The 14130-nt window shown below is 70.0% G+C and carries 11 protein-coding genes; 3 read left to right on the top strand and 8 right to left on the bottom strand.

Annotated elements, in window-relative coordinates; genetic code table 11:
* Window positions 1–13: 13 nt before the first annotated feature.
* The 4 genes from ACFORO_RS37460 to ACFORO_RS37445 form a co-directional block, all read right to left on the bottom strand.
* Window positions 14–502 carry a hypothetical protein gene (locus ACFORO_RS37460; RefSeq protein WP_377873205.1) on the bottom strand — a complete coding sequence of 163 codons (489 nt, stop codon included), beginning with the start codon at window positions 500–502 and terminating at the stop codon, window positions 14–16.
* 102 nt (window positions 503–604) lie between these two features.
* Window positions 605–994: a hypothetical protein gene (locus tag ACFORO_RS37455; RefSeq protein ID WP_377873285.1), complete on the bottom strand. Its 390-nt coding sequence runs from the start codon at window positions 992–994 to the stop codon at window positions 605–607.
* Complete coding sequence (xseA, locus tag ACFORO_RS37450; RefSeq protein WP_377873204.1) at window positions 994–2259, bottom strand: exodeoxyribonuclease VII large subunit; 1266 nt, start codon at window positions 2257–2259, stop codon at window positions 994–996. Before xseA ends, ACFORO_RS37455 begins: the two co-directional genes overlap by 1 nt.
* On the bottom strand, window positions 2256–2888 hold the full coding sequence (locus ACFORO_RS37445) for a lipid droplet-associated protein (protein WP_377873203.1): 633 nt from the start codon (window positions 2886–2888) through the stop codon (window positions 2256–2258). Before ACFORO_RS37445 ends, xseA begins: the two co-directional genes overlap by 4 nt.
* Before the next feature lie 150 nt (window positions 2889–3038).
* On the opposite strand from ACFORO_RS37445, the gene ACFORO_RS37440 reads away from it, so the two are divergent.
* Window positions 3039–4049, top strand: a complete 1011-nt coding sequence (locus ACFORO_RS37440) for a 4-hydroxy-3-methylbut-2-enyl diphosphate reductase (RefSeq protein WP_354740122.1) — start codon at window positions 3039–3041, stop codon at window positions 4047–4049.
* Between the two features lie 315 nt (window positions 4050–4364).
* Here the strand turns inward: ACFORO_RS37440 and ACFORO_RS37435 are convergent, their stop codons facing one another.
* Both ACFORO_RS37435 and rmuC read right to left on the bottom strand, forming a co-directional pair.
* Entirely contained in the window at window positions 4365–5255 is an 891-nt protein-coding gene (locus tag ACFORO_RS37435) for a DUF6542 domain-containing protein (RefSeq protein WP_354740120.1), read from the bottom strand.
* Between the two features lie 948 nt (window positions 5256–6203).
* Window positions 6204–7118: a DNA recombination protein RmuC gene (gene rmuC, locus ACFORO_RS37430; RefSeq protein ID WP_116202704.1), complete on the bottom strand. Its 915-nt coding sequence runs from the start codon at window positions 7116–7118 to the stop codon at window positions 6204–6206.
* A 229-nt stretch (window positions 7119–7347) separates the two neighbouring features.
* On the opposite strand from rmuC, the gene ACFORO_RS37425 reads away from it, so the two are divergent.
* Together ACFORO_RS37425 and ACFORO_RS37420 are read left to right on the top strand one after the other, a co-directional pair.
* Window positions 7348–8502: an exonuclease SbcCD subunit D gene (locus ACFORO_RS37425; protein ID WP_377873202.1), complete on the top strand. Its 1155-nt coding sequence runs from the start codon at window positions 7348–7350 to the stop codon at window positions 8500–8502.
* Window positions 8499–11462, top strand: a complete 2964-nt coding sequence (locus tag ACFORO_RS37420; protein ID WP_377873201.1) for an AAA family ATPase — start codon at window positions 8499–8501, stop codon at window positions 11460–11462. Before ACFORO_RS37425 ends, ACFORO_RS37420 begins: the two co-directional genes overlap by 4 nt.
* A 699-nt stretch (window positions 11463–12161) precedes the next feature.
* Here ACFORO_RS37420 and ACFORO_RS37415 read toward each other — a convergent pair.
* Both ACFORO_RS37415 and ACFORO_RS37410 read right to left on the bottom strand, forming a co-directional pair.
* Window positions 12162–12665, bottom strand: coding sequence for a methylated-DNA--[protein]-cysteine S-methyltransferase (locus ACFORO_RS37415; protein ID WP_354740114.1), 504 nt, complete (start codon window positions 12663–12665; stop codon window positions 12162–12164).
* A 13-nt stretch (window positions 12666–12678) separates the two neighbouring features.
* Window positions 12679–14088, bottom strand: coding sequence for a DNA-3-methyladenine glycosylase 2 family protein (locus ACFORO_RS37410; RefSeq protein WP_377873200.1), 1410 nt, complete (start codon window positions 14086–14088; stop codon window positions 12679–12681).
* Between the last annotated feature and the right edge of the window lie 42 nt (window positions 14089–14130).

Genomic DNA, 14130 nt, shown 5'->3' with positions numbered 1-14130 from the left:
CGGGGACGCTCGGTCAGTCTCCTAGGCTCAGCTGCCAGCCATTGCGCTTGGCATCGTCCGCGTCCTTCCAAATCGTGCCGCGACTGTCGTTGCCGAAATGTACGCCGTAGCGCTCGGCATCGGGGACATCGGTGAATTCGAAAGTGAAGGCCCGAACCCAGACGCCGTCGACGATGTCGGTCGCGCCGCCACCGCGGTGCAACGCCGTGGTCGCGACGACCCGGCCAGTTTCGTCTACGAGGGTCACTTGTGCGCCGTCGCTGATGTCGCGGTAGCCGTCGTATCCGTCGGCGGTCGACTTGATGCATTGCATATCGCACCGAAGTGACAGAGTGCCGTTGAGTGGCCCGGTGCTTGCTCCGAACACGGCGATCAGGACAGCGGCGAGTGCACCCGCCAAGACAAGCGGCGCGCCGATCCAGAGGAAGAGCTTGGCGCGACTGGGCGTCGTGGGCGGCGGGTCTGGAATCGGTTGCGGGTATGTGCCCGGGTCAGCTGTCATCGTCCTGCCTCGCTCTCTTCGTCGTGAATGAGCGAATAGACGTGTTGATCACCCGAGTTGTTACATCGGGTGACGAGCTGCAGGGCCTGGCAAAAACTCTTGCTAACGAGGTAAACGCGCTCGTTGCGGGCATGCGACCACCGCGCTGGCCATCGCGTGGTCGTACCCGACGAAAGCCAGCGCGAACTCCTGTCCGTCACCGTCCGCGATGGCGTCTTCGAGGTTCTCCTGCGCGCTCGCCACCCGTCGCCGGTGCCCGGTTCCTTCGGCGAACCACCACCGGACGCCGACGTGCTCGGACGTCGCCTCGGACAGCCGCCTGAGTTGCGGAGCCAGCCCGCGCCGGGCCGCCGTGCCGCAGCCCGCGAGCAGTGCTGTCCAGCATTCGTCGGCGGCGCGGTCGGTGACCAGGGCTTGGCGCAGCAGGAGACCGGCGTTGAGCCGGGCGGCGGCGTCCACCGTGAGCGGGAGGAACGCCGGGGCCCGGTGCATCACGGCCGGTCTCCTTCCGGTGCGGGTGTCGTCGGCTCGACGGATTCGGCCACCGCACGGACCGCCCCGTCGGCGACCCGTACGCGCAGCTGCGCTCCGTCCTCGATCTGGGAGACGGAGCGGAGCACGTGGAGGTTGCCCTCGGAATCAGTGAACTGGACGACGGCGTATCCGCGCGCCATCGTGGCCGCCGGGCCGAGCGCGGCCAGTTTGCCCCGCGCGTTCGCGACCTCGGCCTGGTCCTTGGCGAGCAGGCCGAGCATCGCGCGACGGCCGCGTTCGCGGTGCATTTCGACGTCGCTGAGGCGGCGCTCGATCGGCCCCAGCGGATCGGCCAGCGACGGACGGCTGCGCAGCTGGGTCAGCAGGCGCGTCTCCCGGTCGACCCAGCCGTGCAGCGCGCGACGGCCGCGGTCGCGCATCTGCCGCACCCGCGCGGTCTCCTCGCGGACGTCCGGCACGATGCGCTTGCTCGCGTCGGTCGGGGTGGAACAGCGCAGGTCGGCGACGTGGTCGAGCAGGGGAGTGTCCGGCTCGTGGCCGATGGCGCTGACGATCGGCGTGCCCGCGGCCGCGACCGCCCGGCACAGCGCTTCGTCGGAGAACGGCAGCAGATCCTCGACGCTGCCGCCTCCTCGGGCGATGACGATGACGTCGACGTCCGGGTCTTTGTCCAAAATGGACAGTGCGCGAAGGATCTGCGGAACCGCCTGCGTACCCTGCACGGCGGTGTTCAGCACCTTGAACAGCACGTGCGGCCAGCGTGCCTGCGCGTTCGCCAGCACGTCCCGCTCGGCCGCCGACGCGCGTCCGGTGATCAGCCCGATTCCCTTGGGCAGAAAGGGAATCGGCCGCTTCCGTTCGCGGGCGAACATGCCTTCGGCGGCCAGCAGCTTGCGCAGTCGTTCGATCCGCGCGAGCAGTTCTCCGATGCCGACCGCGCGAATCTGGTCCGCGCGCAGGCTCAGCGTGCCGCGGCCGAAGAAGAACGACGGCTTCGCGTGGATGACCACTCGGTCGCCCTCGCGCAGCGGCGTCGGCAGTTCGCGCACCAGCCACATCGGACAGGTGACGGACATCGAGACGTCCGCGGACGGGTCGCGCAGGGTCAGGAACGCGGTCTGCGTGCCCGGCCGCGCGTTCATCTGCGTGACCTGGCCTTCGACCCAGACGTCGCCGAGCCGGTGGACCCAGTCGCCGATCTTGCGCGCGACGGTGCGGACCGGCCAGGGGTTCTCCGCGCTGGTGGCGGGGTCGTTGCTCACTGGCCTTCCGCGGGGTCGCCCGGCTGTTCCTCGGCCTTGCGGGCGTTGCCGATCCGCCGCGCGAGCATGCCGACGAACGACGCGCGGTCGGCGTTGGCCTTCTCGTACTCCAGCAGTTCTTCCAGCTGCGGCACGGTCAGCCGGCGCAGCCGGGCGCGCAGCTGCGGCAGCGTGAGCTCGTCGTAATTGCCCAGGCCAGCGGGGCCGGAGCTGTCGTTCTCGCCCTCGGAGTGCTCCTCGGCGAGCGCGCGAGTCTCCTCGACCCACGGGTCGTCGATGGCTTCCGCGGCGAGGTCCGGCGGCTGCGCGCGGTGGCCGTTGGTGCGCGGCCCGGGCAGGTCGTCGACCGGCACGAGCGTGGGCCGGGACGGAGTGAATTCGGGCACGGCGTCCTCGTCGAACGTCGCCCAGCTGGGCGTGTCCTCGACGGGACGCAGCATCGACAGCGCGTCGTCGCCCTTGATGGCCAGCTCGGTGACCTGCTGCTGGACGCGCATGGACAGCTGCAGTACCTGGCTCACGACGGTGACCGGCAGGCCGGTGAGCTGCTTCGGGAGCTCACGAACCCGCTCGGCGGTGGTGACGGCGAGGCCCGCGGCGACCCGGAGGGGGAGCGGGAGTGGCTTCATGGGTCCAGCGTGCCGTATCAGGGCCGTCCTGCCCAACCGAACGGGTGGCCAGGGGCGCCGGACGTGACGCCCGGCACAGCCTGAATGGCCGCCGCCATCATCCGAACGAGGACTTCGATCCCGGATCGGCACTGCCCGTACCCTGGAGGCATGACTTCTGCGAGTCCCGGAACCGAACCCGCCGGTACCCCGACGATCTCCCGGTCCGGCGCCGCCAAACGCGTGCTGCTCGCGAAGCCGCGCGGGTATTGCGCCGGCGTTGACCGCGCGGTCGTCGCCGTCGAGAAGGCGCTCGAGCTGTACGGGCCGCCGGTGTACGTACGCAAGGAAATCGTGCACAACCGGCACGTCGTCGAGACCCTGCGCGAACGCGGCGTGATTTTCGTCGAGGAGACGTCCGAGGTGCCCGAGGGCGCGCTCGTGGTGTTCTCCGCGCACGGCGTCTCGCCCGCGGTGCACGCCGAGGCCGAAGAACGGAACCTGCGCACCATCGACGCGACCTGCCCGCTGGTCACCAAGGTGCACAAAGAGGTCAACCGGTTCGCCAAGGACGACTACGACATCCTGCTGATCGGCCACGAGGGCCACGAGGAGGTCGAGGGCACGGCTGGCGAGGCACCGGACAAGGTGCAGCTGGTCGACAAGCCCGAGGACGTCGACAAGGTGGACGTGCGCGACCCGTCGAAGGTGATCTGGCTGTCCCAGACGACCCTGTCCGTGGACGAGACGATGGAACGCGTCGACCAGCTGCGCGACCGCTTCCCGACTTTGGCCGACCCGCCCAGTGACGACATCTGCTACGCCACCACCAACCGCCAGGTCGCGGTCAAGGCGATGGCTCCCGAGTGCGACCTGGTGCTGGTCGTCGGCTCGAAGAACTCGTCGAACTCGAAGCGGCTGGTGGAGGTCGCGCTGAAGGCGGGAGCGTCGGCTTCGCACCTGATCGACTTCGCGTCCGAGGTCGACGAGTCGTGGCTGGAGGGCGTCGCGACGGTCGGCGTCACGTCGGGGGCCTCGGTGCCGGACGTGCTGGTGATGGACCTGCTGAAGTGGCTGGCCGAGCGCGGGTACGGGCAGGTCGACGAGGTGACCACGGCCAACGAGAAGATCGCGTTCGCGTTGCCTAAGGAGCTTCGGAAGGCTGTTAAGTCGGAATCCTGACGGGCGTTTTGGGTTTCGCTGCTTGCTTCTCGTCGGGGGTTGCCGCGACGGAGAGCTTGATGCGGTGAGGAAGCTCGGTCGCCGTGCCGAGAGGCCGTGGGGAAGCCCAGTCGCTGTGCGGAGAGGTCGTGAGGAATCCCGGCCGTTGCGCCGAGAAGCCGTCAGGGCCCGCGCAGCTGCCGACCTGAGGCTAGAGATTTCTTTGCACCACAACGAAAAGGCCGCCGATCCCGGTTAAGGGATCGGCGGCCTTTTCGTTTGCCTGTGTCTAGCCGCGGACCGCGACCGCGCCTGGCGCGAGGATTCCGCGCTGGCTCAGCCCTCGTCGTCCCAAGGACGCTGGCGGCGCGGCGGTTCCCGGCGAGGCGGACGCGGACGCCCGGGCGGCGGTTCGTCCCCGCGCGGCCGACGACGCGGCGGCGGTGCGTCGCCCCGCGGATCACGACGGCGTGGATCCCCTTCCGGCGGCCGCGGACGACGGCCCTCTGGCGGCGGCTTGCGGCCACCGCGCGGGGCGTTCGGATCCATTGGCTCGCGCCGAGGACGGGCCCCCGGGTCGGACGGCGGACGCGGACGTCGCGGCGGCGGAGCGTCGAGATCCCGCGGCGGACGGCGACGGTTGCCCGGAGGCGGCGTCTGCCCGGTGCGCCCGGCAGGAGGCCGCGAGCGCGGACGGCTCGCGGCTTTGTCGTCGTCCTCGTCCCGGTTGCGCGGCAGCTTGCCGTCCTTGATCTTGACGGGCGCGTCCGGGTCGCGTTCGCGATAGATCCGGAAGAAGCCGAACAGCAACGTGACGCCGGTGGTGACCGCCATCGTCGGGAAGCCCTTGATCAGCGGCTGCCCGATGTTGAGGAGCTTCGACAGGGTGTCGCTGGCCTCCGAACCCCCGCCGGTCAGCAGCACCACGCCCGGCACGGTAACGGCGAGCACCAGCGGCGGCTGCACCATCGGACCGAACAGCCCGCGTCTTTGCACCGCGCCGACCGCGATCACGGCCCCGAGGAAGTAGCCCGCCTTGAAAACAAAACCGAGGCTGCCGGTGGACTTCTCGTCGATGATGGCGCCGAGCACTGCCAAGCCGAAGCCCACGAGCACAGCCGCCCACCAGGGCAGGCCGCGCCTCGTGCCGACGACGAGACGCTCGTCCCACGGCACGGGGGCGTCATCGGCATCGGGATCGCTCTGGCGATCGCGTATCGCGGTCACGAGGCACACCGTAGCCCGTACTTGTCACGATCTTGTTGGCACTGCCGAGGACAGCACGAAGCAGCCACTCGACCGCATGACATTTCGTTCGGTCGAGCGGTACTCGCGGTACGGCCTGCCCGCCCCGCTCCGCCGGACGGGGAACCCGTGGACCAGACCTCTGACCAGCGGTGATACCGACGGTATGGTCTGACTGCCCGATTCCCGGCCCTGCGCTGGCCCCAGGCTATGCCACCGGCCGACCCCGGCAACGGCGGCGCCGCCGGTCCTGTTCCGGAACATTCGCCGTTCTGGAACTTGACCGGGAATTGACGTTCCCGCGAACCGCCTGAGCCTCCGGATCCTGCCCGCGCGACGTCGCAACCCTGCCCTTTCGCTCGCCGCGACGGCAGAGTCCAACCTGGACTTCGCCGTTCGTTCTGGGCAATCCGGACTCCGGCACTCGTCCGTCCGACGTGCGTCGCAGCACCCGCTGGGAGCCGCGGCAAGCCGCCGACAGCGGCGGACCAAAACCACGGCCCAACCCATCGACTCGGCCGTCGACGCGTGATCACGGACTGCCCGCTCGCTGGGACGGCGTTCAGCGCAGCTTGGACGCCTGCCGCGTCACCGCGATGCGCCACCGCTCACGGCAACGCCCGAACCGAGTGGAGTCAGGACACCCGGCCGGTACCGCTGCCGGGCTCGCTCCACCGGATCGCGCTGCGGACGCTCGTTCGGCAGAAGCGACTGCCTAAGCATGCCCGCGCGCAAGAGGCCGAGCAGCCGGACTGTCTGCCTAGGAGCGAGCTGGCGGCCGTGCCCGCCGAACGTCGCGCCGTCGGGAACGTGCCGCTACGCCCGCCCGTCCGCCCGTCCGCCAAGCCACGTTGTCAGTCGCATCCCGCGAGAGCACGCCGCCGATCGTCCGATCGCGACTGTCGAGCCCGCGGCCGTCGCGCCGCAACCTCAACCAGCTGCCACCTCGTCTCCCTTCCGAAGCTGCGGCACCGGTGCCGGACTGCCCGACGCGTCGGTGAGCGGCGCGACCGTCGCGCGGAACGACTCCAATGCCTCGAGTTCCCGGCGTCGGGCCGAAACAAAGCGCTGAAGGTGCGTTGTGGACAGGTTCAGCGCTTCGACCGCATTGCCCGCGGCCCGGTGTGCGGCGGCGGCGCCCGCGCGGACTTGCTCGACGTCCTCGACGAGCGCCCGGTCGCTGGCGGCGAACAGCGCCGCCGACGCGAGCACCCCGAATCCCGTGGGGCCGCACAGGAATACGCGGCGGTCGATCAGCCAGCGCAGCAGTTCGGGATCGGTGTCGAGAGCGGCGACCACGGCCGCGTCGGACGGGACGAACATGACGGTGCCGTAGATCGCGTCCGCCCAGCGCTGGTAGCCCTTGCCCGCCAGTTCCGCCGCGCGGGAGCGCAACTGCCGGACGTGGACGCGCAACGCGTCGAGCCGTTCTTCTGGGTCGTCGGTCTCGACCGCCTCCGCCCAGATGGCCATGCTCGCCTTCGCGTCGACCGGTACCGCCCGGCCGCCGCCGACATTCAGCACCAGGTCGGGCTTCGCGCTTCCGCCGCCGCCCAGATCGGTCTGCAGGGTGAAGTGCAGTCCCTCCCGCAGTCCGAGTGCGCGCGCGGTTTCCGCGAGCACCTGTTCGCCGAGCTCGCCGCGGCCGTGGATCGACGCGAACGCCACCTCGTACCGGCGCAGCGCGAGTTGCTGCTGGTCGCCTTTCGCGCGCTCCGCCGCCACGAGCCGCGCGGCCGCGTCGGCACGGCGCATTCCGTCGTTGTACAGCCGCCAAAGCACGACGACCGCGACGCACAGGAGCAGCGCGAGCACGATGGCCGCGGTGGTGATCACCGTCTCCACCCGGTCCTCCTCTCCGTCGGGTCCGTCGGGTGTCCGGACGCGAGACATCATGGCGGACCCCACCGACAAAAACCGGCACCCACGGTCGCGCTGCGTAGCTGACCTGCGACTTTGCAGATTCGATGCTGGGCGTGTCCCCCGTGGACCTGATCGGCTTCGTACACACGTTCGAGTGGGGCAACGGCGTGCCTACGGGATTTCGTCGGGGTCTGCTCCTAACGTGGTCGCCGTGAGAGTCCTCCATACCTCTGATTGGCACATCGGCCGCACGTTCCACGGCGCCGATCTGCTTACCGAACAGGAGGCCGCCCTCACGCACATCGCCGAACTCGTCGACCGCGAGTCGGTCGACGTCGTGGTGGTGGCCGGTGACATTTACGACCGAGCGGTGCCGTCCGCCGAAGCTGTCCGCGTCGCCACGGCCGCGATGACCCGCATCCGCCGGGCCGGCGCGGAGCTCGTGATCACGCCGGGCAACCACGATTCGGCCGCGCGGCTCGGCGCGTTCGCCGAATTCGCGGCGGCGGGCGGGCTGCACGTCCGCGCGACCGTCGAAGGCATCGCGGAACCCGTTGTGCTGCACGACGAACACGGCGCGGTCGCGTTCTACGGCATCCCGTATCTCGAACCCGAGCCGTCGCGGCACGCGCTGGGCGTGCCGGAGGCGCGCGGCCACACCGGCGTGCTCGGCGAGGCGATGCGGCGGGTGCGCGACGACCTGGCCAGTCGTCCGGGAACGCGATCCATAGTGCTGGCACACGCTTTCGTCACCGGCGGCGAGGCCAGCGAATCGGAGCGCACCATCGCGGTCGGCGGCGTCGAGCAGGTTCCCGGCTCGGTGTTCGACGGCGTGGACTATGTCGCGCTCGGCCACCTGCACGGTCCGCAGACGCTCGCGGAACACCTCCGGTACTCCGGAAGCCCGCTGGCGTACTCGTTTTCCGAAGCGCGGCAACGGAAATCGGTGTGGTTCGTGGATCTCGACGCGAACGGTCTCGCCGAGGTCCGTCGGCACGAACTGCCGGTGCCGCGTCCTCTCGCGACCCTCTCCGGCGAACTCGCCGCTTTGCTGGAGGACCCGGAACACGAGCAATGGCGCGAGCATTTCCTCTCGGTCACCGTCACTGATCGAGTCCGTCCGATCGATGCGATGCGGTTGCTGCAGGACCGCTTTCCCTATGCGGTGCGCATGGATTGGCGGCCAGACGGCGGGGCCGCCGGCACCGAACTGAAGTACGCCGAGGCCGTTCGCGGGCGCAGTGACATCGAGATCGCGCGCAGTTTTCTCGACGACTGCCGCGGTGCCCCGCCGACCGAACGCGAGGAGCGGCTGGTGCACCTGGCGCTCGAAGCAGCAAACCGGACGGCGGTGGAGAAGCTGTGAGACTGCATCTGCTGGAGGTGGAAGCCTTCGGCCCCTACGCGGGTCGAGAGGTGGTGGACTTCGACGCCCTCGGCGCCGACGGTCTGTTTCTTCTCCACGGCGACACCGGCGCGGGCAAGACCACGCTGCTCGACGCGATCGCGTTCGCGTTGTTCGGCGTGGTTCCAGGCGCGCGCGGCGACGTCAAGCGGTTGCGGTGCGATCTCGCCGAACGCGATCGGCAGACTGAGGTCGTGCTGGAGCTGACCGTGCAGGGGCAGCGGCTGCGGATCGTGCGCGGCCCGGAATACCAGCGGCCGAAGAAACGCGGCGACGGATTCACCACGCAGCAGGCCCGGGTCTCGCTCACCTGGGTCGGCGAACCGCCTGCCGGGCTGCCGCCGGACGGAAGCATCCGCATCGACGAGGTGGCGCGCACCGTCGAGCGGCTGCTGGGCATGACGGCGGCGCAGTTCTTCCAGGTTGTGCTGCTGCCGCAAGGAGAATTCGCGAAGTTCCTCCGCAGCGACACCACGGAGCGCGAGAAGCTGCTGGAACGGCTTTTCGGCACCGAACGGTTCTCCGACGTCGAGCGCTGGTTCGCGGACCTTCGCGCGGAACGCGGCCGTGCGCTGGAAAAGCGGCAGCAAGAGGTCCGTGAGCTGCTCGCCCGCTACGCGCAGGAAGCGCAGCAGGAACCGCCGGAGGAGGGGCAGCCGGAGTGGGTCGAGGCTGTCCTGACCGAGATCGCCGCCCGGGCCGAGGCGGCGGAAACCGAGGCAGCGCAGGCACGTTCGGCGGCGAAGTCCGCTGAGGTCGCGCTTCGCGAGGCGGAAGAAGACGCGGACAAGATCCGCCGGGTCCGCACCGCGCACACCCGGCTGACGCAGATCGCCGAGCAGGCGACTGAACGTGCCGAGTGGACGGAAGAGATCGCGGCAGCTCGGCGCGCTGCCGCAGTGGTGCCCGAGGCCGAGTTGATGGACCGGCGCACGGCCGAACTCGGCGACGCGCAAGTGCTGGTGGCAGACCGGATCCGGGACCTCGCCGACCTCGGTTTCGATGCGGTCGGGCTCGCTGTCGCCGACCTTCGCGAGCGCGCGGGCTCCGTTCGCGAGGAAGCGGGCGCTCTCGCCGAATTGGCCGCGGAGGCGACCCAGCAGAAGAGCGACGAGCAACGCCGTGCGGAGCGGCAAAAAGTCGCGAAGAAAGCCGCCGAGCAGGTTGCCGGGCTTGCGGAGCGGCTGGACAAGTTGCCCGGACTCATCGCCGCTGCGCGTACCGAAGCGACCGTGGCCGGAGAAGCGGCGGCGAAGCTGGACGGTGCCAAATCCCGCGTCGACGAGCTGACGGCGCTCACTCGTGCGGCCGAGGAGCTGCCGCCAGCTGAAGCCAGGGTCGAGCGTGGCGAAGCGAAACTGCGTGAAGTGGTGGACGAGCACCAGACGGCTCGGCAACGTCGGCTCGACCTCCGCGAACGGCGTCTCGACGGCATGGCAGCCGAGTTGGCTGTTGGCCTGGTCGATGGAACGGCGTGTCCGGTGTGCGGGTCGGCCGAACATCCGGCACCGGCGAACCATGACGCGCCGTTGGTTGACGCGGCCGAAGAACGCGCTGCCGAAGAAGCCGAGCAGAAGGCGTCGGCGTTGCGCCAGCGAGTGGTGTCCGCGTTGGAAGAGGTGAAGGCTCGGGTCGTCTCCTTGCGGGAGCGGCTGGACGGACGCACTGCGGAGGAGATCGCGGTAGCGCTGGCCGAAGCCCGCACGGTCGTCGCGGAACTCTCCGGAAAGGCGCAGCGCAAAGACCAGCTGAACGGGAAGGTCGCCGAACTGGAGCGCGGTGCCGAGCAACTGACGGCACAGCGGCGTCTCGCCGAGCAGACGGTCACCGAGGCGAACAGCGAGATCCGGGCTTTGGCCGAGCGGATGGCCGAGCGCGAACAGCGGCTGATCGCGGGCAGGGGAGAATTCCCGGACGTCCCCGCCCGACGGCAGCACCTGCTCACGTTCGCCGGAGCGCTCGACCTGTCAGCGGAGGCGCACACCGCGGTGTCCGGAGCGGAGTCCCGGCTCGCGGAACAGCGGGATCTGGTCGAGATCTCGTTGCATGCCAAGGGGTTCTCGACCCTTGAGGAAATGCGCGCCGCCGTCCGCAGCGACGAGCAGGTCACGAAGCTCGAGCAGGGCCTCGCCGAGGCGGAAGCGATGGCCGCCGGTGCTCGGGAGATGCTCGCGCAACCGGAACTGTTCGGGATCTCGCCGGACGATGCGGTCGAGGTCGCGCCGTTGGCCGAACGGGCGAAGGAAACACGGGCTCGTGCGGATACCGCTTTTGCCGCGCAGCAAGCGGTTTCCGCACAGCACCGCGAACTGGTGAAGCTGGCTGGACGGCTTGGCACGGCGCTGTCGGAGCTGCGGCCGTTGGAAGAGGAGCAGGCCGAACTTCGGGCGCTGTCCGAAGTGGTCAATGGTCGAGGGCAGAACGCGCGGAAGATGTCGTTGCGTTCGTATGTCCTGGCTGCCCGGCTGGAAGAGGTCGCGCTCGCGGCGACCGCGCGACTGCGGACCATGAGTCAGGGCCGCTACTCCTTCGTCCACTCGGCCTCGGCCGGTGCACGCGGCACGAGGGGCGGCCTCGGCCTCGACGTGCTGGACGACTACTCCGGCGCGGTGCGCCCAGCGAAGACACTGTCGGGTGGCGAGTCATTCCTCGCGTCGCTCTCGCTGGCGTTGGGCCTAGCCGACGTGGTGGCAGGCGAAACCGGTGGTGCGCTGCTCGACACGCTCTTCGTGGACGAGGGTTTCGGCACCCTGGACGCCGAAACGCTGGACGTGGTGATGAACATCCTCGACGAACTCCGCGCCGGCGGCCGCGTGGTGGGCCTGGTGTCGCACGTAGAGGAACTCCGCCAGCGCGTCCCCACGCGGCTGCGAGTGCGGAAGTCCCGCACCGGTTCGAGAGTGGAGCTGCAGATGGCTTGATAAGACCAGGGCGGTCCCGCGCCGGGTGACGGCTGGGGCTCCTGCGCCGGGCTGCTGATGGGCTGGCTGGGTGGCTTGGCTGGAACTGACCTGGCTGGCGGCTTGGTCGGAAGTGGGCTGGCAAGACAGGCAAGTGGCATAGCCGGGAGTGGGCTGGCAGAGCAGGCAAGCGGCGTAGCTGGAAGCGGGCTGGCTGAGCGGCCGGCCGGTGCGGCTGGAGCTGAGCTAGCTGCGCGGCCGGACGGCTTGGCCCGGAAGCGGGCGACGACGCGGTGGCGGCTGGCTGGTCGCTGAAGGCCGCCGGTGGGCCGCTACTGAAGTGGTGAGCCGAGCTGAGTGCCCTTGGCGGAGACGGGTGGCCGTTGGATAACCGGCCCAGCCAGCTCCGCCACGGTTGCCGCGTCAGCTCAGCCACCCGGCTACGCGCGCCGCCGCGACCCAGTTGGGCTCGGCAACGCGCACCAGCGTGGCCCAGCCAGCTCCGTCACGCTCGTCGCCTCGGCTCAGCCACTCCGGCAACGCTTGTCGCTGCGGCCCAGTCGGCCTCGGTAACGCGCGCCACTTTGGGCTCCGCCGCACTCGTCGCCTCGGCTCAGCCACTTCCCTCGGCCAGCCAGGCTCGCCGACTGCGCCCGGTTGCTCTCTGCAAAGCCCGCCACCTTGGTCCGGCCAATCCCGACTCCGCCGCCGCATAAACCGTCAGGCGGATTCTTCGTGGTGCAGAAGCCACCGCTTGGCGTTCACGCCCCAGCGGAAGTTGCCGATCGCTCCGCCGGTCCTCACCACCCGGTGGCAAGGCACGAACAGGGCCGCTGCGTTGCGGGCACAGGCGGTCGCTGCCGCGCGGACTGCGGAGGGGTTGCCCGAGAGGGTGGCGTACTCCGCGTAGCTCACCGGGCTGCCTGCCGGGACTTTGCGCAGCATCTCCCACGCGTGCTCGCGGAACGGGCCTGAGCGCTGCCGTACCTCGATGTCGGCGACGGCGTCGACGTCACCGCCGTGGTAGCGGCGGATCGCGGCCGTCACGGGGCCCAGGTCGCGGCGTTCGGTCAGGGTCGTCGGGGCCAGGGACGGCGAGATGAGCGGCGTCAGTTCGGCGACGTCGCCGGTCCAGCCGGAGGCCAGTACGGCTCCGTCGCCTGCCACCACTGCGGTGAACGGGCCGATCTTGGTGTCCAAAGTGGACCAGAAGGCGGTGTGCACGGGAAAAGTCTCCTCAAGCGATTCGGGAACTGAGATACCGGCTGGCGTACGAACTCCACGGCTGCCAGCCGCGTGCGGACGTCGTCAGGTCGATGCCCAGCTCGGCCGCGCCGCGGCGGACGGCCGGGTCTGCGGCCAGCAGGACGTCGGGAGCGCCGAGCAGGCGCATCACGACGTAGTCGGCGGTGGCCGGGTCGACGCCGGCCGTGAGCATTTCGGTGCGCAGTTCGTCGGCGTCCCGGCCTACGTGGAGGTCCAGTTCACCGGCGACGATCGCGGCGGCGACCTGTTTGACTAGCGGTTTTACGTCGGCCGCCGCGATGGCGGACGGGGTCGGGAAGAGGGTCGTCAGGGTGTCCATCGGCGGGTCGGCGGGCGGAACTGGCTCGCCAAGCCGGACCACGTCGGCCACGTCCTCGCCAAGCAGAGCGCGGAGCAGGACCTCCGGACCGTCGACGGCGCCTGGCACGCGGATTCCCGGGGTGGCGGCGACCAGCGGGGCCAGGGACTCGTCGGCGGAAAGCACGCGGGTGACGGCTTCCGGGTCGGCGTCCAGGTCCAGCAGCCGCCGTACTCGGCTGACGGCGCTGCTCAAGTCGCGCAGGTCGGAGAGCGCCAGGTCGCACTGCACGTAGCCGGCGCGCGGGCTGACCCACACCGACGCCGGGCCGTGTGGCAGGCGCAAGGTGCGGCCGTAGCCGTCGTCCGAGACGGCTTCGATGCCTGGCAACGCCCGTGAAGCGTGGTAGTTCAGCACACCCACGGCGTCGAACGGGGCGCGGAACGGGAGGCGAAGGCTGAGCCGCGTCGCGCCGCTTGGTTCGTTGCGGTTTCCGCGGCGAAGCGAAGCTGCTCGGAGCTGCGACGGCGTTGTCGCGAACACCTCGCGGATCGTCTCGTTGAACTGCCGGATGCTGGAGAACCCGGCCGCGAACGCGACGTCGGTGAGCGGCAACTGCGACATCTCGATCAGCAACCGCGCTGAGTGGGCGCGGTGTGCTCGGGCTAGGCGGATCGGGCCCGCGCCAAGCTCAGCTGTCAACACGCGGCCGAGTTGGCGTTCCGAGTAGCCGAGTTGACGGGCCAAGCCGGGCACGCCCTCGCGCTCGACCAGGCCGTCCGAGATCAACCGCATCGCGCGGGCGGCCAGGTCGGCGCGCACGTTCCAGTCCGGCGAGCCAGGGACTGCGTCCGGGAGACAGCGGCGGCACGCGCGGAAACCACCGGCCTGCGCGGCTGCCGACGTCGGGTAGAAGCGGACGTTCTGCTCCTTCGGCGTGAGCGCCGGACAGGACGGGCGGCAGTAGATGCCCGTGGTGCGCACAGCCATGATGAACTGGCCATCGAACCGCTGGTCGCGGGCGGTCACCGCGCGGTAGCAGCGCTCGGTGTCGCGCCAGATCGGAATGGTCGAGGTAGCCATGCCTTCGATGATGCCAGCAGGTGAGAGCCCTGACTGGCGGAA

Origin of the sequence: Amycolatopsis halotolerans (genome assembly GCF_042647905.1) — a bacterium.
Classification (GTDB): domain Bacteria; phylum Actinomycetota; class Actinomycetes; order Mycobacteriales; family Pseudonocardiaceae; genus Amycolatopsis; species Amycolatopsis halotolerans.
The sequence above is the reverse complement of the archived record's forward strand: the minus strand, read 5'-3'. Positions and strand labels throughout refer to the sequence as shown.

Excerpts from the sequence above, each read along its gene's own strand:
- ACFORO_RS37460 (WP_377873205.1), bottom strand. The coding sequence starts at position 502 with ATGACAGCTGACCCGGGCACATACCCGCAACCGATTCCAGACCCGCCG.
- ACFORO_RS37455 (WP_377873285.1), bottom strand. The coding sequence starts at position 994 with ATGCACCGGGCCCCGGCGTTCCTCCCGCTCACGGTGGACGCCGCCGCC.
- ACFORO_RS37445 (WP_377873203.1), bottom strand. The coding sequence starts at position 2,888 with ATGAAGCCACTCCCGCTCCCCCTCCGGGTCGCCGCGGGCCTCGCCGTC.
- ACFORO_RS37440 (WP_354740122.1), top strand. The coding sequence starts at position 3,039 with ATGACTTCTGCGAGTCCCGGAACCGAACCCGCCGGTACCCCGACGATC.
- ACFORO_RS37410 (WP_377873200.1), bottom strand. The coding sequence starts at position 14,088 with ATGGCTACCTCGACCATTCCGATCTGGCGCGACACCGAGCGCTGCTAC.